15 protein-coding genes and 1 pseudogene are annotated in these 20929 nt (G+C 57.1%); 10 read left to right on the top strand and 6 right to left on the bottom strand.

Annotated features, from left to right (window positions below):
* Positions 1-158 precede the first annotated feature (158 nt).
* The 4 genes from ACTG4M_RS13955 (at position 159) to ACTG4M_RS13970 (ending at position 3106) form a co-directional block, all read left to right on the top strand.
* Positions 159-1100 (top strand): AraC family transcriptional regulator, encoded by a 942-nt coding sequence (locus ACTG4M_RS13955; RefSeq protein WP_439124277.1) that lies wholly within the window; start codon positions 159-161, stop codon positions 1098-1100.
* Positions 1101-1218: 118 nt separating this feature from the next.
* Positions 1219-1506, top strand: a complete 288-nt coding sequence (locus ACTG4M_RS13960; RefSeq protein WP_439124278.1) for a DUF1330 domain-containing protein — start codon at positions 1219-1221, stop codon at positions 1504-1506.
* 193 nt (positions 1507-1699) lie between these two features.
* On the top strand, positions 1700-2527 hold the full coding sequence (locus ACTG4M_RS13965) for an NmrA family NAD(P)-binding protein (protein WP_439124279.1): 828 nt from the start codon (positions 1700-1702) through the stop codon (positions 2525-2527).
* Between the two features lie 69 nt (positions 2528-2596).
* Complete coding sequence (locus ACTG4M_RS13970; protein ID WP_439124280.1) at positions 2597-3106, top strand: anthrone oxygenase family protein; 510 nt, start codon at positions 2597-2599, stop codon at positions 3104-3106.
* Between the two features lie 27 nt (positions 3107-3133).
* On the opposite strand, the gene ACTG4M_RS13975 is transcribed toward ACTG4M_RS13970, so the two are convergent.
* Positions 3134-4015 carry a LysR family transcriptional regulator gene (locus ACTG4M_RS13975; RefSeq protein WP_439124281.1) on the bottom strand — a complete coding sequence of 294 codons (882 nt, stop codon included), beginning with the start codon at positions 4013-4015 and terminating at the stop codon, positions 3134-3136.
* 101 nt (positions 4016-4116) lie between these two features.
* On the opposite strand from ACTG4M_RS13975, the gene ACTG4M_RS13980 reads away from it, so the two are divergent.
* The 5 genes from ACTG4M_RS13980 to ACTG4M_RS14000 all read left to right on the top strand — a co-directional run bounded on the left by ACTG4M_RS13980 (position 4117) and on the right by ACTG4M_RS14000 (position 8582).
* Complete coding sequence (locus ACTG4M_RS13980) at positions 4117-5097, top strand: NAD(P)-dependent alcohol dehydrogenase (RefSeq protein ID WP_439124282.1); 981 nt, start codon at positions 4117-4119, stop codon at positions 5095-5097.
* Positions 5098-5284: 187 nt separating this feature from the next.
* Positions 5285-6310: an AraC family transcriptional regulator gene (locus ACTG4M_RS13985; protein WP_439124283.1), complete on the top strand. Its 1026-nt coding sequence runs from the start codon at positions 5285-5287 to the stop codon at positions 6308-6310.
* Positions 6311-6416: 106 nt separating this feature from the next.
* Positions 6417-6779 carry a glycine zipper family protein gene (locus ACTG4M_RS13990; protein WP_439124284.1) on the top strand — a complete coding sequence of 121 codons (363 nt, stop codon included), beginning with the start codon at positions 6417-6419 and terminating at the stop codon, positions 6777-6779.
* A 233-nt stretch (positions 6780-7012) separates the two neighbouring features.
* On the top strand, positions 7013-8245 hold the full coding sequence (locus ACTG4M_RS13995; RefSeq protein WP_439124285.1) for an SDR family oxidoreductase: 1233 nt from the start codon (positions 7013-7015) through the stop codon (positions 8243-8245).
* The gene (locus ACTG4M_RS14000) at positions 8223-8582 is read left to right on the top strand and encodes a hypothetical protein (RefSeq protein ID WP_439124286.1); all 360 of its coding nucleotides are present in this window, start codon (positions 8223-8225) and stop codon (positions 8580-8582) included. The genes ACTG4M_RS13995 and ACTG4M_RS14000 overlap by 23 nt, the downstream gene beginning before the upstream one ends.
* A 340-nt stretch (positions 8583-8922) precedes the next feature.
* Here the strand turns inward: ACTG4M_RS14000 and ACTG4M_RS14005 are convergent, their stop codons facing one another.
* The 5 genes from ACTG4M_RS14005 to ACTG4M_RS14025 form a co-directional block, all read right to left on the bottom strand.
* Entirely contained in the window at positions 8923-11190 is a 2268-nt protein-coding gene (locus tag ACTG4M_RS14005; RefSeq protein ID WP_439124287.1) for a TRAP transporter permease, read from the bottom strand.
* 148 nt (positions 11191-11338) lie between these two features.
* The gene (locus ACTG4M_RS14010) at positions 11339-12328 is read right to left on the bottom strand and encodes a TAXI family TRAP transporter solute-binding subunit (protein ID WP_439124288.1); all 990 of its coding nucleotides are present in this window, start codon (positions 12326-12328) and stop codon (positions 11339-11341) included.
* Between the two features lie 225 nt (positions 12329-12553).
* Entirely contained in the window at positions 12554-13897 is a 1344-nt protein-coding gene (locus ACTG4M_RS14015) for a sigma-54-dependent transcriptional regulator (protein WP_439124289.1), read from the bottom strand.
* On the bottom strand, positions 13894-15729 hold the full coding sequence (locus ACTG4M_RS14020; protein ID WP_439124290.1) for a sensor histidine kinase: 1836 nt from the start codon (positions 15727-15729) through the stop codon (positions 13894-13896). The genes ACTG4M_RS14015 and ACTG4M_RS14020 overlap by 4 nt, the downstream gene beginning before the upstream one ends.
* 191 nt (positions 15730-15920) lie before the next feature.
* The gene (locus ACTG4M_RS14025; protein WP_439124291.1) at positions 15921-16124 is read right to left on the bottom strand and encodes a hypothetical protein; all 204 of its coding nucleotides are present in this window, start codon (positions 16122-16124) and stop codon (positions 15921-15923) included.
* Positions 16125-16895: 771 nt separating this feature from the next.
* On the opposite strand from ACTG4M_RS14025, the pseudogene ACTG4M_RS14030 reads away from it, so the two are divergent.
* Positions 16896-20929 (top strand): annotated as a pseudogene (locus ACTG4M_RS14030) (hypothetical protein); the annotation flags it as partial.

A 20929-nucleotide genomic window follows, 5' to 3' on the forward strand; every position in this document is an offset into this window, starting at 1 on the left:
CGGTTCCCAGGGTTTCCCTTTTCCATAGCTTACCTTCCGAGCTTTTGGCTCTCCGGTAAACCCGGTCTGGTTCAGGCGCTTGATCTGCCTATCCTAAGCCTATGGGTCAAGTCACATCACTCTTTGCTCGAAAGGTTGTTGGCGCCATAGGCAATGACGTGGACGCAAGCGCCGTCCTTGCGTCAGTCGGGCTGGATGTGGACGGTCCTTGGGACCCCAAGCAAATGCTTGATGACGATGACTACTACGGGATGATCGAACTCATGGCCGAGCAGATGGACATCACGCCTTTGCCATTGGTCGTCGGTGCCGCGATGCGGCCCGATGAATACGGGGCCCTTGGCCTCGCATGGAAGGCCGCGCCCAATCTTCTTGGATCGTTCTCTCGGGTCGTCAGGTATTGGCGCCTGTGGACCAGTGTTACACAATACGAACTGCAGGAAACGACCCGAGGAATGCTGTATGTGCAGCGCCGGGACGGCCCCCGGCGGCTTGGAATGCGCATCTCGATCGAGGCCACATCAGCAAGCAGCGTATCGCTCAGTCGGCAAGTGTCGCCACGGCCGTTTGCACCGCTCGAAGTCTATTTCCAACATGCGGCGCCTAAAACAGTCGAACACCACGAAGCTTTTTTCGGCTGCCCCGTACATTTTGGCGCCGAAAAGGATGCGATGCTCCTGTCTCATCAGTCTCTGTCAGAGCCCAATATCCTTGGCGACGAAGGGATTACCCAATTCCTAGTGTCCCATTTGGATCAGGAGCTTGCACAGGTCGACGATGCACCAGCGTTGCAGACACAGACCAAAGGCGAGATCGCACGCGCACTCAGCGAGGGCTTGCCCAAGATGGGAGATATCGCGCGCCGCTTGGGTCTGAGCGCCCGGTCGTTTCACCGGAGGCTCTCGGAACAAGGGCTCAGCTTCCAGACCCTGACCGAAGAAACACGTCGAGAAATCGCCACCGCGATGCTTCAGGAAGAACGCTACGCGCTATCCGAGATTGCGTTCCTCACCGGATATTCCGAACAAAGCGCCTTCAACCGCGCCTTCAAACGATGGATGGGTGTGACGCCAGCGGCCTATCGGAGAACACTAAAGTAAGGCTAGCTCGAACTTTGGTATTGGCAGCAAGTGTCAATACCCTGGCAATCGCGGTCAATACCGGGACGCCTCAGTTCTTCTACACCTTGGTCGTCAACTTAACCCAAGGAGAAAGAAGATGACCGCACTTATCGTTGCACGCTTTGACGCAAGAAACGCCGAGAAAATGGATGCCTACGCTGCTGCCGCCGGCCCAACCGTTCTCGCTCATGGGGGTGAATTTGTCGCCATGGGAAAGAAGATCAGCGCGTTGGTCGGGGACGACGAAAGGCAATCCGTCGCCATGGTCCGTTTCCCGGATGTTGCCACAGCCAAAACATGGTTCACCTCACCCGAATACACAGCCTGCAAGCCTCTTCGCGAAGAAGCCGCGGACATGCAATTCACACTCTACGAAACAAAATAAATATAGAAAAACACATTGCGACGGAAACGAGCGGCGTTGGGTAACCCAGCGCCGCAACTTTTTTGCGACTTAGGGAGGCTTTAGCCGAATACAGGTTGGCAGCAGATGTCAAAACGCTGGCATTCGCGGTCAATACCAGCTGGCATTCGTCCTTCTAAACCTTGGTCATCAACTGAAACCAAGGAGACTGAAAATGACTGAACACCCTATTCTCGTTGTCGGGGCAACTGGCAAAACTGGCGCTCGCGTCGTCACCAAACTCGAAGCCAAAGGCGTTGCTGTGCGACGCGGTGCACGACGGTCAGAGACGCCTTTCGATTGGGACGATCCAGCCACCTGGGCACCTGTTCTGCATGGCGTCACAAAGGCTTATGTCACCTATTTTCCAGACCTTGCGTTTCCGGGTGCGGTGGAAAAACTCGAAGCCTTCACCAAAGTCGCCTTGGAAAGCGGACTAGGGCATATCGTGCTGCTGTCTGGTCGGGGTGAGCATTTCGCAACGATGGGCGAAGAGATCGTCCGCAACTCCGGCATCCCGTTCACAATCGTGCGGGCCGCATGGTTTGCGCAGAACTTCAGCGAAGGCTACCTGCGCGACCCGATTTTGGGTGGTATTTTGCCGATGCCGGGCGGCGATATGCCCGAGCCGATCATCGATATTGACGATATCGCGGATGTGGTCGTCGCGGCCCTGACCGAAGAGGGGCACATCGGCGAACGCTACGAAGTGACCGGTCCGCGCCTGATGACATTTGCTGAAATGGCCGACGTGCTGTCCACAATGCTAGGCCGCCCCATCCAACACATCCCGATCACTTTTGAAGATTTCCATGCCAATGTCGCGGCCTCTGGCGGTGAATTTGTAGCTGACGTCTTTACCCAGATCGCTCGCGAAACGCTGGACGGTCGTAATGCCCACACAGCTGACGGTGTCGAACGTGCTTTGGGGCGCAAGCCGCGCGATTTCTCAGAATTCGCACAAACAGCGATGGCTGCAGGCGCTTGGTCTGCCGCCGCGTGATCCCCTCAAATTGAAAGGCAGGAGGCGTATCTGGCTCCTGCCGCACAATCTTCATCAGGAATTCAGACAATGCCAACAACGATCTTCTTCCTCTTCCAATTCGCAATTCTCGCCTATGCCCTTGTAGGAGGCGTTTTCCTCGCCTTCTCTGATTTCATCATGCGTTCTCTTTCACTGACAGGGGGGCATGGTGGCGTCGAAGCTATGCAGGTCATCAACCGAGAGGTCTTTCGCTGGGTTTTTATGGCGATGTTTCTGGGAATGGCCGCCGTTTCACTGATCATTGCAGGCTATGGCGCATTTGGCCTATCGGGCACGGCCGGAACTCTGATCCTTATGGCAGGGCTCGTTTACCTTATCGGATGTTTCGGCGTCACAGTCTTTTTCAACGTTCCGATGAATGAAGCACTGGCAGGCATGGAGATGTCATCCGGCACGACCCACGATTACTGGCTTCAGACCTATGTTCCCCAATGGACCTTCTGGAACTCGGTGCGGACAATCGCATGCGTCACATCTTCTGCGTTGCTTTTGTTCGGGCTCCTTTGGATGGCCCAAACCCAACCACAGCCCGTGTGATGCCTGTTTACCAAGGTGCGGCGCGTGTCATTGACCGATGAACTCTGCGCGCCGCTCCAAAAGGGCGGAACTGAGGTAGTCAACCAAAAGCCGCGCGCGCCGGACACGCCGCAGCCCACCATGTAAAAGGATCCAGGTCGAGCGGCGTTGATCCAGTTGCGTGCCGGGCACGCGCTGCATTTCCGGAAAGACGCTGGGAACCCAATTGGGCAAGAACGTCATTCCCGCCCCGGCACGAGCCAAGTGTAAATGCATCTGGGGGTCGGCCACCATGTGCCGAACGTGCGCATTTGGGAATTGCGTGGCTGCAATCATCGCTTGCATTTCAGGCACCTCTCCATAGCCGATCCAGGTGAGGCCCTTTCCTTTTGCACCCGCGTTTGGAAGCTCTGCATCAATGTACCTGCGTGCTGCGAATACCCCCAAGGACAGCGGAAACAGTTTCCGCCCGACGGCGTCTTCCTCGACCGCCAGAACATGACGGATCGAGACATCGGTCTCGTCCTTTGCGATCGAGTCGAGGAAATACGAAAGCTTCAGCTCGATCTCGATTTCGGGATAAAGCACCGCAAAATCCGCCAGAACCGGGGCCAGCAGATAGTTCGCCGTCATCGGATCGGCTGACAAACGAATGCGCCCTGATGCTTCGCGGTCCAGCCCTTTCACAGCACTGAAACCCTTCAGCAGTGCTGCTTCTGCCTCGATGGCCTGTGGCAACAAACGCCGGCCCGCGGCCGTGAGCGTCAGCCCACCTGCAGCCCTGCGAAAGAGCGTTGTGCCCAGTTGTGCTTCCAGCCCTTCGATTTGGCGCCGCAAAGTTGCATGTGTCCCGTCAATCTGTTCTGCGCCAGCGCGAAGCGACCCGGACCGGGCAACAGCAAGAAAGGCAGGGAGTGATTTCCAATCCATGATCTAAGTGTCAATTTTGAACCATTGCGGTTCATATTAGACAATTAATGGATCAAAATACATCCGGTATCTCCGTCCGCAGTCAAAGAATGGAGATCACTATGAAAGCGACTTTCAACGCATGGCACATCAACCGCTATGGTGGGCCCGACGTACTCACCCCTGTATCGCGCCCCCTGCCGACGCCGACCGCGCAGCAGGTTCTTGTGCGCATCCGCGCCTCGGCTGTTTCTCGGGCGGATGGTATGATGCGCGCCGGGCAGCCCAAGTTTGCAAGGCTTTTTCTAGGCCTTTCACGTCCTCGTGCCGGACTGGCGGGAACGTGCTTTTCCGGCGATGTCGTCGCGGTCGGAAAGAACGTGACGCAATTTCATATTGGCGACGCCGTGTTCGGTGAGGCAAGTTTGCAATTTGGTGCCAACGCATCGCACATCTGCATCGATGAAAACGGAAGCCTACTGACTAAGCCGGAAACAGTCACTTACGAAGAAGCTGCCACGCTTTTTGATGGGGCCATGACATCCTGGCACTTCCTGACCCGGCTAGCCGACGTTCAGCCAGATGAGAAGATCCTCGTCCTAGGTGGGTCGGGGAGCCTGGGAACTGCGGCTATTCAGTTTGCAAAAGCTTTGGGAGCAAACGTCACAGCATCTGCCAGTGCGCGCAATGCAGACCTGCTGCGGTCTCTTGGGGCGGATCACGTTGTTGACTATACATCAGAAGATCCCCTCAAACAGGGCTCCGCTTATGACGTCATCTTTGACACACTCGGGGTTTCCTCTTTCGCTGCGGCAAAACCAGCATTGATGAAAGGTGGCCAATATATCTGCCCAGCGCTGGGCTTTGCTTTGCTACGTTACGTCATCTGGACAGCTTGGTCAGGACGTAAAAGGGCCAAGTTTGCGGCAGCCGGAATGGCAAAGCCCGAGGTTCATCGCGAAGAACTTTCAGAAATCCTTTTACTTATGGCAAATGAACATTTCTCACCTGTGATCGACCGGACTTACCCTCTCACCGATCTCGTAGAAGCGCATCGTTACGTCGAAACAGGCCGCAAGCGTGGCAATGTGGTCGTGGTTTAGGGCCTCGGCGACATAAAGGCGTGCCGCTATCAACAGGTCCTAACCAATTCGCTGTTGTCTGCAGCGTTGCCCTAAACCGCCGGAGGTGGAGACACCGCGCAAAGCACCATTTGCCCGGCGTTAGTTGATTGAAATCCAAAAACCGGATGTAATCTGATCCAGATGAGACGGTAATAGGGCACAAACCTTGACTGAGCAGACTATGGCAGCGGGCTTTGCCGCCGCTTTTGCGGATTATGCTTGCGACAACGGTGCGGACCGTCCGGCGCTACTGGCCGATAGCGGACTGGCCGAAGATGATCTGTCGGATCAGGACAACCGAGTTGCTGTCGCTGCGTATCAGTCACTGATCGGCGCGGCGATAGCGCAAACCGGTGACACCGCCTTGTTGCTACGTCACACTTTAGAATCGCGGCTTGAAACCATATCTGTTGTCGGACAAATCGTACACACGTCGGCGTCGCTTCGTCACTCGATCGAACAATTGAACCGCTACCTGCACCTAATGGCCGATGTGAACCTTCCCTCAGGCGCAGACCGGTTTGAATTGCAACATACGGATGCAGGTCTTTGGATCGTCGATCATCTGTTTGTGCCGCGTGAAGCGTATTTGGGAGTTGAGGCGTCGCTCGCCCGTTTCATAAGCGAATTCCGTAGGTCTTTCCCGGCAGCAACTTTCGAAATCGGGCTGGAAGTCACCTACCCTCCGCCGCCTCACGTGGATCAATACCCAGAGCTTTTCCGCGTACCCGTGCAGTTCAACGCCAGCCGCAATGCACTGCAGATTGACCTGGTCTGGGACAGCCCAGAAACCCAGTTCAAGCCTGGAAACACATACGTCTTTGGCATCTTCACCCGCCATGCAGACAAGCTGCTCGAGGATTTTCGGGCCGATACGTCGATCCGAGCACAGATTGAATCTCAGATCCTTCCCAAATTGCATGAAGGAACAATCTCGATGGATCGGGTAGCAAAGGACATCGGGATGAGCCGTCAAACCCTTTATCGCAGGCTTAAGGAAGAAAGCGTGACCTTTGCTGAAATCCATGACGACCTCCGCCAGCGCATGGCGGTAGAATATCTTGGCAGTCAAAAGGTTACGGTAAACGAGACAGCCTATCTTCTGGGGTTTTCCGAAGCGTCCTCTTTCGTTCGCGCGTTCAAACGGTGGACTGGGTTAAGCCCGACCGCTTACCTTAATAAGGCCATGTGACCAAATCTTGTTACGAAGTGTCAATTTAATGATGCCTGCGGTCATGCCGCTATAAGCCGTGACTGGCTATCTGCTTTCTCGACACTGAAACGAGAAAGGTCAGACAATGAAAACACCAATAATTATATCCGCAGCCGGGTTGGTTCTGATGACGGCTTGTGCCGATAGAGGCGCAAATTACCAACCAATCCTCGATGGCGCGCCAACACCTTCTTACCAAGCTGATTTGGCCGCCTGTCAGGCCCTAGCGCGCAATCAAAACCAGTTCGATCAGGAAACGCTCGGGGCCGCTGTTCTTGGTGCTGGCGCCGGTGCCGCACTTGGTGAAGCCGATGATGGCGACGCATTGGGTGGTGCCATTGCGGGTGGTCTTGCTGGAGGTGTTGCCGGTGCGGTGAACGCAAGCGAACGGCGTGATGCCATTGTTGTGGAATGTTTGCGTGGTCGTGGCCATCGGGTCGTGGGTTGAGATGACTGATATCATTCACCTGCGTGCTCGGCGGTTTTGCGCACTCTATGAACTCCTTACCGGTGCTGCTCATTCAGAGCGGCCTGGACAGCGCAATGCCCCTACTCACATTCTTGATGACTTGGACGAACCGGGGTCACACCAAAGTCAGCCCCACCCAAGCCGGTTTGGCATTTCCTCAATCCACTCAGACAAACACTGACCTCAAGCTCACCAACGAAAGGCACCAAGCCATGAAACGTGTTTTTATTGCTGGAGCGACCGGTTACCTTGGTCGCTTCATTTGCGCCGAATACCAGCGCCGTGGCTGGTATGTGATCGCTCTTGTGCGCAAGACGTCCCGTGCCCAACGCATCTCGGCCGATCAACTGATCGAGGCGCAAGCAACCCAGCCCGCCACGCTCGAAGGGCTCATGGCTGGGGCTGATCTGGTGATCTCCTGCCTGGGGATTACCAGGCAGGCCGATGGGCTAGGATATTGGGACGTCGACTATCAGGCCAACGTTAATCTGCTGCACGAGGCGGAACGGGCGGGTGTCGGGCGTTTTGCCTACATCCATGTCCTGCGCGCCGCCGAGATGGCGCATGTGCCTTTGGTTGCCGCGAAATCTGCCTTTGTAAATGAGCTTCAGAACAGTTCGCTTGCAACCACTGTTATCGCGCCAACCGGCTATTTCTCGGACATGGGCGATTTTCTAAAAATGGCAAAGGCCGGAAGGGTTTGGCTGTTTGGAGATGGCAGCAAGCGGATCAACCCGATTCACGGGGCTGATCTTGCCCTGGCAACTGCTGACGCCATTGAAGCTGGGTCTAAGTGGTGCGACATCGGTGGACCTGATATAGTCACACAAAAAGAACTGGCTGAACTCGCATTCACCTGCCTCGGGAAACCCAGCCGTATCGTGTTTCTTCCAGACGTTTTTCGACGTCTAGCCCTTCGCCTTCTTCCACTGGTCACTCCGCGCCGCATCAGTGGACCTGCCCGCTTCTTTTTGAGCGCAATCGCTCACGACATGGTTGGCGCACAGCACGGCACACATCACCTCAAAGATCACTTTGAAAGCAGCCTTGGCGTAACCAAACAATACGTACGCTCGACCCCCATGCGGAAAGGGAAAGACCATGAACCTCGGGCATGTTGGCGGAATCGCCGCCCTGATTTGCGCAGCCACATACATTTTCGGCTTTGTCCTGCTTCTCACTCTGCTGGCCCCATTGGGCTTCGGAACGAACAACATCGACGGGGCAGCGGTAGTTCGATTCAGCCAAACCAATCAAGCGGTGATGATCACATGGAACACCGTCATCTACATCGTGAACGCGCTCGCACTTGTAGTGTTGGTTGTCGCACTAGCGGCACGGTTGAAAAAGGCCTCGGCGGAATGGAGCACTATCACTCTGACCTTTGGCACAATCTGGACAACACTGGTCTTGGGTGCCGGAATGATCGCCAATGTGGCCACTGAACGTGCAGTCTTACTTGCGCAAGTCGATTTTCCTGCGGCAGTGAGGGCTTGGGAAACCTTGCACGCGGTAGAGGTTGGTCTTGGTGGCGGGAATGAAATTGCCGGAGGGGTCTGGATCCTGTGTGTCAGCGTCGCCGGATGGTTGCACCATGCGTTTGGTAAAATCGTTTTCGGTCTTGGGCTACTGACCGGGCTGGGTGGGTTGCTGACGATACTGCCACCGCTGGGTGATGTCGCTGGTGCCGTTTTTGGCCTTGGCGCAATTGCTTGGTTCATTGTGATTGGTTTGGCGTTGATCCTAAAAAACGATGCAACAGCCGTACAAGCCCCCGCCTAGGCTTCGCCGCATTAAACTTACACAACGTGATACCATCGCAAAGCCTGGTAAACTGCTAGAATAATGATGAAAACCGCGCCTAACGTTACGCGTAAGATTGCAGTCTAGAATGAACGCGACAGCCTCAACGTGACCCATGGCTTAGAAACGCTGGGGTGCGTTGTCGATCTCGGAATCCAAAACGATACTGGACGCGGTCATTATCGGGTAACGCACGCAGCGACGCGCGAGAGACGCTCCACGCGAATTGATCGCTGTGGGACGTGTTTTCCCCAAGCGACCGCCACCCGACAAACCCAAAAGAAAAAGGCCGGACACTCTGCCCGGCCTTTCCGATTTGTTAATCTGCTCCACGGACAGGGATTGGCGCGTTCGGGTCGGGATGGAACAGCTTCTGAACCAGCCATGCCCCAACAGCGGCCCCAATGCCGATCAGATCGGTTATAAGCCCGCCTTCGATCATGAAGAGCGCCGCAAGCAGCAGACCCAGCCGGATAAACCATGCTGACCGCTGACCAAGGAACCAGCCCTGCACACCGCCAGACAGCAAGAACACACCAAACACGGCAGTAACACCTGCACGGCCAACTTCGTACCACGTGCCTTCCATCAGCAAGGCGCTGTTGTAGAAGAACATGAACGGTACGATGAAGGCCGCGATCCCAATCTTGAAGCTGACAACGCTGGTCTCCATCGGGTTCGCCCCCGAAATGCCGGCCGCAGCATAACTGGCCAAGGCCACGGGTGGCGTGATCGCCGACAGAACGGCAAAGTAGAACACAAAGAAGTGCGCCGTAAGCTGCGGGATACCAAGCTGAACCAGACCCGGCGCCACGACCGAAGCCGCCACTGCGTAGGCCGCAGTTGTCGGCATGCCCATCCCCAAAAGGATCGCAATACACATCGCAAAGAACAGCGCGAGCAGCTGGCTCACACCAGCAAGGTCAAGCAACACAGCCGAGAACCGCGCGCCTACGCCAGTGAGAGAGATCACACCAACGATGATGCCAGCACACGCACAAACCGCGATGATCTGGATCGACATAATCCCTGCCAATTCGAACGCTTTGATGATTGACCGAAGGCCCATCTTGTGCGGCGTCAACCACGAGACCACGGCTGCCGCCATCGTCGCCAAGGTACCCGCACGGATCACCGAATACCCCATGAAAAGCGCTGCAATCAGGATTATGATTGGCACGAACAGATAGACCTGACGGACCAGCTTGTTGAACTTGGGTAGTTCATCCTCGCGCATGCCGCGCATGCCCAATTTGGCCGCTTCGAAATCGACCATGAAGTAGACCGAAACAAAGTACAGCACCGCCGGGATGATCGCCGCGATGGCAATGTCCTGATAGGGGATGCCAGTGATCTCGGCCATGATAAAAGCCCCTGCCCCCATGATCGGCGGCATGATTTGTCCACCGGTAGAGGCCGCCGCTTCCACCGCTCCTGCGGTGGTTGGGCGATAGCCGACTTTCTTCATGAGCGGGATGGTCAAAGACCCGGTGGCAACCACGTTGCCGGCGGATGTCCCGTTGATCATGCCCATCAAGCCAGATGCGAAAATCGCAACCTTGGCCGGGCCACCTCGCGCCCGCCCTGCGGCGGCAAAGGCGAAGTTCACGAAATAGTCGCCCACCTTTGACGCCTGAAGGAAAGCCGCAAAGATGATGAAAAGGATGATATAGGTGGATGAAACTGCTGTTGTCGGCCCGAGGATACCAGCATCCGAATAAACGTGGCCAAAGAACCGCTGCCAGCTATAGGCACTTTGCACGGCGAGGATACCAGGCAGTAAGTGCGCAGTGAAAGTGTAGACAAGAAACACACCAGTAATGATGACCAGCGCCAGACCAGCAACGCGCCGCGTCAGTTCAAGGATCATCGCAGACCCTGCAGTTGCGGCAAAGGCCACCCCGATGGGCACAAACGGCGTACCGACAGAGTTACGTGCCGCGGTGCCATAGATGGCGATAAGATAGGCCGCGACAGCGATACCACAGATGCCCAGCAGGATATCCGATACCCGAAACTGATCACGCGGCGCTCTCTCGAACCACCCAAGGATGATCCCTCCGAATGTCGCCACCAAAAGTGGAACACCAAAATACCAGACCTCTTGGGTGTAGATTGGAGTGCCAGCAAAGGCAGGCCATGTCGTAAGGCCACCCATCTCGGGCAATGTGCCGGATGCGACCGTGCGCGCGAACCAAAGGCTGGTTCCAAACGCGAACAGCGCAGGCAAAATAAGCACATACGCAATCTTGTCCCACGGGCCGCTTTTGGTCGCATCGTCTTTGTCCGAGAACAACATCGCGTTGTAGACGACAAAACCCAACGCCAATGCACCTGCGATGTGAACGATACGGAAATTCCATGTTTCCATCGGGAATTGCGGCAAAAATGGCAGATCAATCCCCGTGTAGGCCGAGATCGACACACCATTCAGTGCTGCCATGTGGAAAAGCGCATAAAACGCGGCAAAGCCTGCAACAATCTGCATCCGCCAACCGGTGAACAATCGGCGATTGCCCTCTACAGGCTCTTCATCGACGCCTTCTGCGATCACAGCCTCGTCGGCCTGTGTTGACTCCTGAACCATTGCCACCTCCCTGGCAAAGCCGCCTTGCAGCGTGCGTCGGCGCTTTATGTCTTGAGTAATAGCTGATTTCGATCACACGCGATACGCGACGTGTGCGTGAAGCATCAGAATAGAGCGGCGCAATTCAAGCTGCGCCGCTCTGGTCGTTTTACATGCCGTGGATCATGTCGTCAGGGATATCTGCACCTGCGTTATCCTTGAACCACTGAGCCGCACCGGGGTGCCACTTGAGAACGCCGTTCTTGTCCCAGTTTTCGGGCAGAGTGGACCGGGCCGCACGGTGGATATTCACCATACGCTCGTTGTCGGACATGACAACGTCAACCGCTGCGTTCACAAAGCTTGCCGGCAGATCGCAGTTTGCAATCGCAAAGTTCCACATCGATACAGACCGTGCCGGTGCTTCTAGTGTTGTATAGCTGTCAGCTGCGATTTCGAAGTTAGACACCGGGAAGGCCGCCTGAATCGTCGCCTGCTCTTCTTCGGTGAATTCGATGATGTTCACGTCGGTCTGGACTTCGAGCTGTGACACAGCCGGAACCGGAACACCGGCTGCGAATGCGATCACGTCCAGCAGACCATCCTGAAGTTGGCCGCCAAGGTCGGACCAGCCGCCGTTGCGACGCTCAAAGTTGACGCCCAGTTCTTCCATCATGCGCGGGAAGTAGGTGTCAGATGTCGAACCGGCGGGGCCAAAGCCGATGCGCGCACCGTCTGGGATTTCCGAAATCGACGTGATGCCAGAGGAAGACAACGCCGTGACCGAGAATGGTGTCTGATACATCGGGAACATCGCGCAGGCATTGGTCATCTGAAGACCCGGTGCGATGGGGTTTGTGCCGCCGAGCGATTCTGCTGCCGGACCCATCGTGGTCATGCCGAACTGCGCGTCACCGGTGTGGACCAGCGCCATGTTCTGCATCGGGCCACCGGTGACTTCGCCACCACCGGACACGTCCAGTTCTTCTGCAACAAGGTTGGCCCAGCCTGAGCCGTAGGCGAAATAGGTGCCGCCCTGCGACGCGGTGCCGACGGTAAAGCTCTCTGGCCAGTCACTACGATCTGCGTGGCTTTCGGCATTGGCCTGGCCCGTAACGGCACAGGCGACGGCAAAGGTGATTGCTGTGATTTTCTGCATTGGTTCCTCCCGAACGCATATATTTCTGGTAACACCCGGTCCGTGTCTCCCCGCCGGGTTGCAGGCTACGAACCATGCAAAAGCGCGGAACGCCTAGCTCTATTAACGCCAACATTTCGCGGAAAGTCAGATTTCTCGCCACGGTGGGTGGAAATGGTGACAAACGTGGTCATTCATGGGCGGAAAGCGACACATGAATGACGTTCCACGGTTTGCTGACTGTTCTCAGGTGTCGGGTTCGACGAAAGACTCGCGGTCCAAACCGTAGCGCTGCATCTTTTCGTAAAGCGCTTTTCGCGAGATTCCCAACGCCTCGTACGTGTCTTTGAGCCGCCCTGCATTGGCAGCCAGACTAGCAGCAACCAGAGCACGTTCGTGTTCTGCCACCCGTTCGGACAAGGTGCCCGGCGCGGCGATTACCTGTTCGGATCCGTCTGGCAATCCCAGCACATACCGCTCTGCCGCGTTCCTGAGTTCGCGGGCATTGCCAGGCCAGTTTCGTGCGGCGATCGCATCCAACACAGCACCCGGAACTTGCGGCACAGGCTGCCCATAGCGGTCGGCCATCTGACCTACGAAGGTCAGGAACAGCATCGGGATGTCTTCGCGCCGCGCCGCCAGCGGTGGCATGCGGATTGTCACGACGTTCAGCCGATAAAGCAGATCGCCTCGAAATGTACCTTGCGCTGCCGCAGCTTCGAGATCGGATTTCGAGGCGGCAATAAATCGGACATCAAGGTCGATCCGGTCATGTGATCCAAGCCGGTTGATCGACCTTGTTTCTACCGCGTGCAGCAGCTTTGCCTGCAACGCCAGCGGAAGGCTGTCGATCTCGTCTAGAAACACGGTGCCTCTGCGGGCATGTTCGAACTTACCGGCTCGGGCCCGTGTGGCCCCGGCGAAGGCGCCGGCTTCGTGGCCGAAGAGTTCACTTTCGATCATGTCGGCTGGTAGGGCGGCGCAGTTGATGGCTACAAACGGTCTGTCCGCGCGTGCACTGGCCGCGTGTAGCGCTTGCGCAGCCAAACCCTTGCCGGTGCCGGTATCGCCAACGATCAGCACATCTGCATCGCTGGCCGCAACCGCAGTGATCTGTTTGCGCACTGTTTCCATTTCGCGGCTGAACCCGCGCAAGCCATCCTTGGAGCCGATCAACGGAGCCACCTGAGACCGCAGTTGACGGTTCTCTATGGTCAGACGCCGCATCGCCAGCGCGCGGCGCACTGCATCCACAAGCCGTTCCGGCGCATAGGGCTTTTCGATAAAGTCATACGCACCCTCGCGCATCATCGATACAGCAAGTTCAAGGTCACCATGCCCCGTCACAAGGATCACCGGCACTTCCGGATCTTTCTGTAGCGCGGCGCGAAGCAGTGCAGTGCCATCCATCCCAGGCATTCGAATATCGCTGACCACGATGCCGGGGAAATCTGGCGTAAGGTGGTCTAAAGCGGACGCGGCTCGATCAAAACAGAGACAGCCAAGGTCTGCCAATTCCAGCGTTTGCTGCGCTGCAATCCGCAGCGGCTCTTCGTCATCGACAAACAGGATCGGGCCAGCTTCAGTCATTCTGCAGCCGCCACAGCAGCCTGCGCCCGCGACAGGGTGACTGAGAACACCGCCCCACCCTCTGCGTGATTGCGTCCCTCAAGCTTTCCACCAAAGTCGCGCACGATGTTGTATGAGATGGACAGACCCAACCCCATGCCTTTGCCCGGCTCTTTGGTGGTGAAGAACGGATCGAAAAGCTGCGCGATTTCATCGTCGGTCATGCCGGTGCCGCGATCCCGAACTTGGACGACGGCTTTTGCATCGTCCGCTGTAATCGCAAGATCGACAACCGGATCCGACTGATCTGACATCGCATCCACCGCATTACTGAGCAGGTTGACGAAAACTTGCTGAAGGCGCACCTGTCCGCCCAGCACCCAAAGCGCATCTTCAGCGTCGTGCCGATCAACCCGGCACCCCGCCGCGCGCATCTTGGGTTCAACAATCGCCAAAGCGCTGTCAATCGCCCGGTTCAGCAGGATGGGTTCAGTCTTTTCGCCGGGGCGTCGGGCAAAATTGCGCAGATGGGTCGAGATAGCAGCAAGCCGATCGACCATGTCGTCAATCATACCGACATTTTGCCGGACTTTTTCAGGCTCATCCCGGTCCAGATAAGCCGAGGCGTTGCGGGCAAATGATTTGACCGCCGCCAAAGGTTGATTGAATTCATGGCTGAGCGCCGCCGCCATCTGTCCCAAAGCCGCCAACTTGCCCGCTTGGATCAGTTCGGTCTGGGTTTGCCGCAGCAACGTTTCGGCGGCGCGACGTTCCTCGACTTCTTGCATGATGTGGATGTTGGCCTTTTTCAATTCAGCCGTACGTTGCGTCACTCGATGTTCCAGTTCTTCCTGCATCGACAGCGCCGCTGCGATCCGTTCCTGCAACTGAATGCGACGCTGTATCACCACCGTTGCAATCAAGCCCGCCAGCAAGAGCAACAGAGCGGTCAAAACAAATGTCCCAGCAGCCCCGCGCCACGCCGGGTCCGCCGGGGTGAGCAGTGACACCTGCCAACCCGCATCGGGGATCATCTGGCTTTGGACGATAAACCGCTCTGTAGTTCCCGTGGCATCAGTGATCGACAGTTGATCAAAGCGCGCATTGAACGGTTGTTGATCTGTATTCAGCTGTTGAAGCTCATCCATCGGGTATTTCTTGGTATCTTCGATGGCGGCACGCGCATCCGGCGTCAAAGCGTCGAGAGAACGGAAATGCCATTCTGGGCGGCTGGCCATAAAGATGACGCCGGCATCATCTAGAACAATGATGTCGTTCGGCCCGTCACGCCAGGCCTCTTCAAAAGCATCGACTGTGAATTTGACCGCCAGAACACCAACAATCTCGGCCCCGTCACGCACCGCTTCGGCAAAGAAATAGCCACGTTCGCCCGAAGTGGTCCCAAGCGCAAAGAACCGGCCTTGATATCCGGACAAAGCGCTCGTGAAATAGGGGCGAAAGGCAAAGTTCTGTCCGACGAAAGACAGGTCTTTCCAATGATTGCTGGCTGCGATGGTCAACCCACTTGGGTCGATCAAAAAGATGTCTGACAGGCCCACCTCGTCGGCTGTGCGTTGCAAGTTTTCGTTCACGCGGTCAATGACGCCTTGTTCAGAGGGCGTGCGCAATGCGCGAACCAAATCCGGTCGTTCGGCGATCAAACCAGGCAGCGCCTCAAACCGGCGCAGTGATCCGTTCAAGCCTTCGACGGCAAGCGTCAGGGTAGATGCCTCTCGTGTGCCAAGCTGATTGAGATAAACACGTTCCAACGCCGGAAATACGACAACCAGTGCCGCCAAAAACACTGCCACGGCCCCTATAGCCAGCGCGGCAGTCCAATGTTGACGGCTCATGCGAGCCCTATTTTCCAGCATGTAAGACATTGGGCAAAGATGCGACCATTCTTGTATCTACACAAGCCGTTACAGAACCGGATCAAGACCGGGTATAGGCCTGCCCAAAAGGCAATGAGAACGCTTAGCCCTCCCAATCCATGATCCATTCGACCTCGGGGGTCGCAACAAAACGCCATTCGCACAGCAGTTCATCCATCGTTTTTGTCCTGGTAGTTTTCGGGATCGAAGACCACGAAGAATTCATAGGCGCAATAAGCGCCCACAGCGCCAAATAGCAGCGCCCAGCCGGGGTTTCCGAGGGACAGTTCGAAAAGCGCCCAGGCCAAAGTGATCCCAGTCGTCAAAGCGCGACGCAAAAGCGGACGAAAAAAGGGAACACGTAGGTTTATCATGGTCGCTGCCTTGTGTTTATGCGGCCTGCCGCGTTGCCATCTCGACCAGTGCATCACGAAGCTACATGCCGGTCCAGCCATTTTGCACCGCTCGGCACACTAGGTCGATCTAGCCGTCAGGAGCAGGCCCCCATCAAGCGAATGGGAGTTCAGATCTGTCGAGAAACTATTGCCTTCGGGCCATGCCGCAACTGCCAAGCACAGTTCCAACACAGGCCCACGACCGCCCTACTTCAGCGCACCAAAGAAGGGTTGAAGAAAAAAGCGTCGCCCTTTGCAGCGAATTCCAGATCCGGTCATAGGCCGCAAAACGTCCGGCCCGGACCCGCGACACTACCGTGGACAACGATAACACAACAGCCAACCTCAAGAGTTCCGACACTGTTCAACCCACTTTATACCTGCCCGTATCTGTCTGACACCCATGCACAATTGGCCTGCCCTTTGGTGCCGCAATTGAAACAATCATGGCCTGGGTGAGTATTGTTGCCAACGCGGGATGGCAAACGTCACATGGCCGCCCAAGTGGCAAAGAAATGTCGCCGTATTTTCCGACTATTACCCGTCTTTGGACGAGGTGCGCGGTCACTGTTTCCGACCATCAGAGCGCTTGTATCCGACCAGTAAAAAGTGACCAGGAGCGTCTGTCTTGTCGAAATATATGGTGTTTCCTGACCACAGCGCATCTGGCCAGCACTTCTATTCCCTAAAGTTCGAAGCGCGACCGCCGTTTCACAGATCTAACGCGCAACACGTCACGGGAGCGTAGGAATGGCCACCTATACAGTTACAACGCTGAACTGGAACTCTGGCAGTTTCTGGGCGAGCATCAGCGAGTCTTCAACTGGCCATACGCTGGATTTTTCGGATTTGGGTCCTGCCTTCCAGGTTATGGTCGATCAGTTGTCCGGTATCCTTTCGATCACGGACGGGGTGACCACTTTCACCGTGGGCGAAGCCGGGGTGACCGGAACAGACGCGAATTTCGGCGGCTCGACGCTGCTGGATTATTTCACCAGCATCGAGGGCTCTCAGGGACAGGACTTCCTTGCTGGTTCGACAGATGACGATCTTCTCGATGGCAATTCCGGCGATGAATTACTGCAAGGCAACGAAGGTAACGATACGCTTTTCGGCAATGGCGGCGCTGATAAACTGTACGGTGGCGCTGGCAACGACCTTGGCTATGGCGGCGTCGGCAACGACTTGCTCGTGGGCTGGGATGGCGACGACCGTCTACTTGGCGAAGGCGGCGATGACTCGCTTTACGGTGATTCCGGTGCAGACAGCGTCTATGGCGGTGCCGGGGCCGACCTGATCTATGGCGGCACTGGTGACGACCAGCTGGAAGGTGGCTGGGAAGACGACGCCAACGATTCGATCTACGGGGATGACGGCAATGACCTGTTCTTTGGCTATGGCGGCAACGACTTGCTCGTGGGCGGCACCGGCGACGACTGGATCGACGGCGGCGCTGGTGACGACAATATGCAAGGCGGCGCGGATAATGACCGTATTGTCGGCGACCTTGGCAGCGACACGATCACGGGCGGCATCGGCTATGACGTCCTGACGGGTGGCGAAGGGGCCGACAGCATCGACGGCGGTGACGATGCCGACCAAATCTGGGGCAACGCAGGCGACACGATTGTTGGCGGCGAAGGCGGGGACGACAACGACACGCTGTATGTCGACGCGCGCTTTGTCTCTTCGGTCAACTACACCACTGCCGAAAGCGGCACCGTCACCTTCAATGATGGCACATCGCTTCAATTCTCCGAGATCGAGGCTGTTGTTCAGCAAAACATGGACGGCGTGGTTGACGGCACTTCGGGCAATGACGAAATTGGACAATTTTACTACGACGCCGATGGGGATTGGATCGATAATGGCGATGCCGTAGGGCAAGGCGACGGCGATTCCGTGCGCGCAGGCGATGGCAACGACACGATCTGGGCGCAGGACGGCAATGACACCGTTCATGGCGAAGGCGGCGACGACCGGATCTCGACCGGACAGGGCGACAATGTTGCCTTTGGCGGTGCCGGCCGCGACACGATCAATGCCGAGTTCGGCAACGACACCATTTCGGGCGACGATTTCACGACGACGGGACCGAACCTGATCGTCAACGGGTCCTTCGAGGACACGACCGGGATGACGGCGACCGTGTATGGCTTCACCAGCGCAGGCGCCGCACCAGGTTGGACCGACGACAATGGCTTTGCGGTCGAGTTCCACAACGATGGGCGCGGCGGGCTGAACGCGACCGATGGGACGAACTGGGCCGACCTCGAAGCAAATCCCGGCCAGAACAGCAGCATCAGCCAGAGCGTCGCAGGCGTGGCGGACGGACAGGTCTATGTCCTGAGCTTCGACGCCGCCGACCTGTCCGACATCGACGACGGCACCACGCTCGACAACCAGTTGCAGGTGATCTGGAACGGCGATGTAGTGGGCACCATTGACGCGGTCGACGGCAACTGGCGCAGCTATGAATTCCACATGATCGGCGGGTCCGGCGACGGCTCCAACACTCTGACCTTTGCGGGGCTGGGTGATGCGAGCGGAATTGGCGCATCGCTCGACAATGTGCAGATGTTCGAAGCTGTCGAGGCTGTGGCCGGCGATGCCGATGTGATCAACGGAGGCGATGGCGACGACGACATGATGGGCGGAGTTGGCGACGATACCATCGACGCAGGCGGCGGCGCTGACGAAGTCGTCGCGGGCTCTGGAAATGACTCGGTCCTTGCTGGTGCCGGCAATGACGTCGTTTATGGCGGCACAGGCCAAGACACGATTGTTGACGGGGCAGGAGATGACATTGTCTACGGTGGCGACGGTAATGATGTCGTCTACGGTGGTGACGGGGCCGACACCTTTAGCGGCAACTCTGGTGCCGACGAGATCCTGGGCGGCGACGGGAACAACGATCTGCAAGGTGGCCAAGGCAACGATACGTTGTTTGGCGGAAATGACAGTGACATCATTCTGGGCGACGGCCAGTGGTACACGATCGAGGACTATGCTGCGGGCGGAGGTGCTTCCACCAACCTGACAATCATCAACAGCGCCGATGGTCCAATTGAACTCTGGTGGATCGACGGGACAGGAACCCCCCAACAGTATGCGACAATCCAGGCTGGCGACACCTTTGTCCAGCCGACCTTTGAAGAGCATAACTGGGTGCTTCGGGACAGCGACGGCTACTGGCTCGAGCTGATCGAAGGGGCGCCGAACCAGACGGTGAACTACGGTGCCGAAGGGCTGAATGATAGCATCGACGGCGGCGCCGGGTCCGACTCGATCCTTGGCCAGTTCGGCGACGACACCATTCTGGGCGGCGACGGTACGGACACCATCTTCGGTGGCTCGGGCAATGACAGCATCGACGGTGGCAATCGTACGGACGTCATTCACGGCGATGCGGGCGACGACCTGATCACCGACACTGGCGGCAGTTTGTCGGACGATACGATCTATGGCGATGACGGCAACGACACGATCGCGGGCGGCGTGCGCGAAGACCTGATGGATGGTGGCGCGGACGCCGATACCTTCCTGATCGAGAACGCGTTCGGCAACGACACCATCATCGGTGGCGAGGCTGTCACATCCGGGGTCGATTTCGACACCATCGACGCCAGTGGTGTGACCCGAAACATAACGCTCGATCTGACTGCTGGTAACAGTGCCGATAGTGAAAGCGGCACTCTGCAATCAGGCTTTGCCACACCGCCAGCGGGTATGCATTACGTCCGGGTCTTTGCGCCCGATGACCCCGGGTCGATCAGCAGTTCCGGCATCTATCCAGACGGTGCCATCGACTTTACCAGTGGCACTTGGCACTACGTCCTCGTTTCAGACGGTGACACACTCCTGAACGACAGCCAAAACAACGACGCCGACCAAGTCTTTGCCGAGGACCTGGATGGCTTGCCCACAACCGGCAACGGGATCGGCGCACCGGGTCAATCGACCTACACAGACGCAAACGGCAACACCTTTAACGTCGGCTGGCTGACCTCCGCGACGATCGCGGGGTCCACCGGGGTTCCGGCGTTTTCTTATCTGTTCGTCTCCGATGCTGCAGGAGGCGAGCCTGTGCTATCAGGCACGCCCACAGGTTCGACAAGCTTCAACGGGAGCCAGATGTACTCCTCGTTCACGGCGCCCGAAATTGAGGTTTCGACCTTCTCTGAAGTCGAGGCAATAGCGCTTGGGTCTGGCGATGACAGTATTCTTGGCTCTACCGGAGATGACAATGTCACGACCGGCGCCGGAGCGGATACTGTTGTTGGTGGCACCGGGAGCGATACGTTTGCACTCGACACCGGCACTGGCACCGGGGATGGCGAAAACGATACTGTGGTCTTTTCAGACGGTCACGGCAACGATACAGTCTCTGGCTTTGAAGCCCCGACCGACAATGGTGACGGCACGTTCACCGGCAACGACCAGTTGGATGTGTCTGGCCTGACATCAGATGGCGGCACCACGCCGGTGCATGCTGGCGACGTGGTGGTCACGGACACCAATGGCGACGGCACCGGCGACGCGATCCTGACCTTCCCGGGCGGGGAAAGCATCACGCTGGTTGGCATCTTGGCCAGCGAAGTCGATACGGCTGACGAACTGGTCGCCCTTGGCATCCCCGATGCGCGCGATTTCATCGTCGAAGGCACCGCTGGCGCAGATTTGATTAATGCAACCTATACTGGCGACCCCGAAGGCGATCTGGTCGATGCCAACGACAACGCGACCAATACAAATGACGATTATATCGTTGCAGGAGCTGGCAA

It is taken from the genome of Marivita sp. (assembly GCF_965656765.1).
Lineage (GTDB): Bacteria > Pseudomonadota > Alphaproteobacteria > Rhodobacterales > Rhodobacteraceae > Marivita.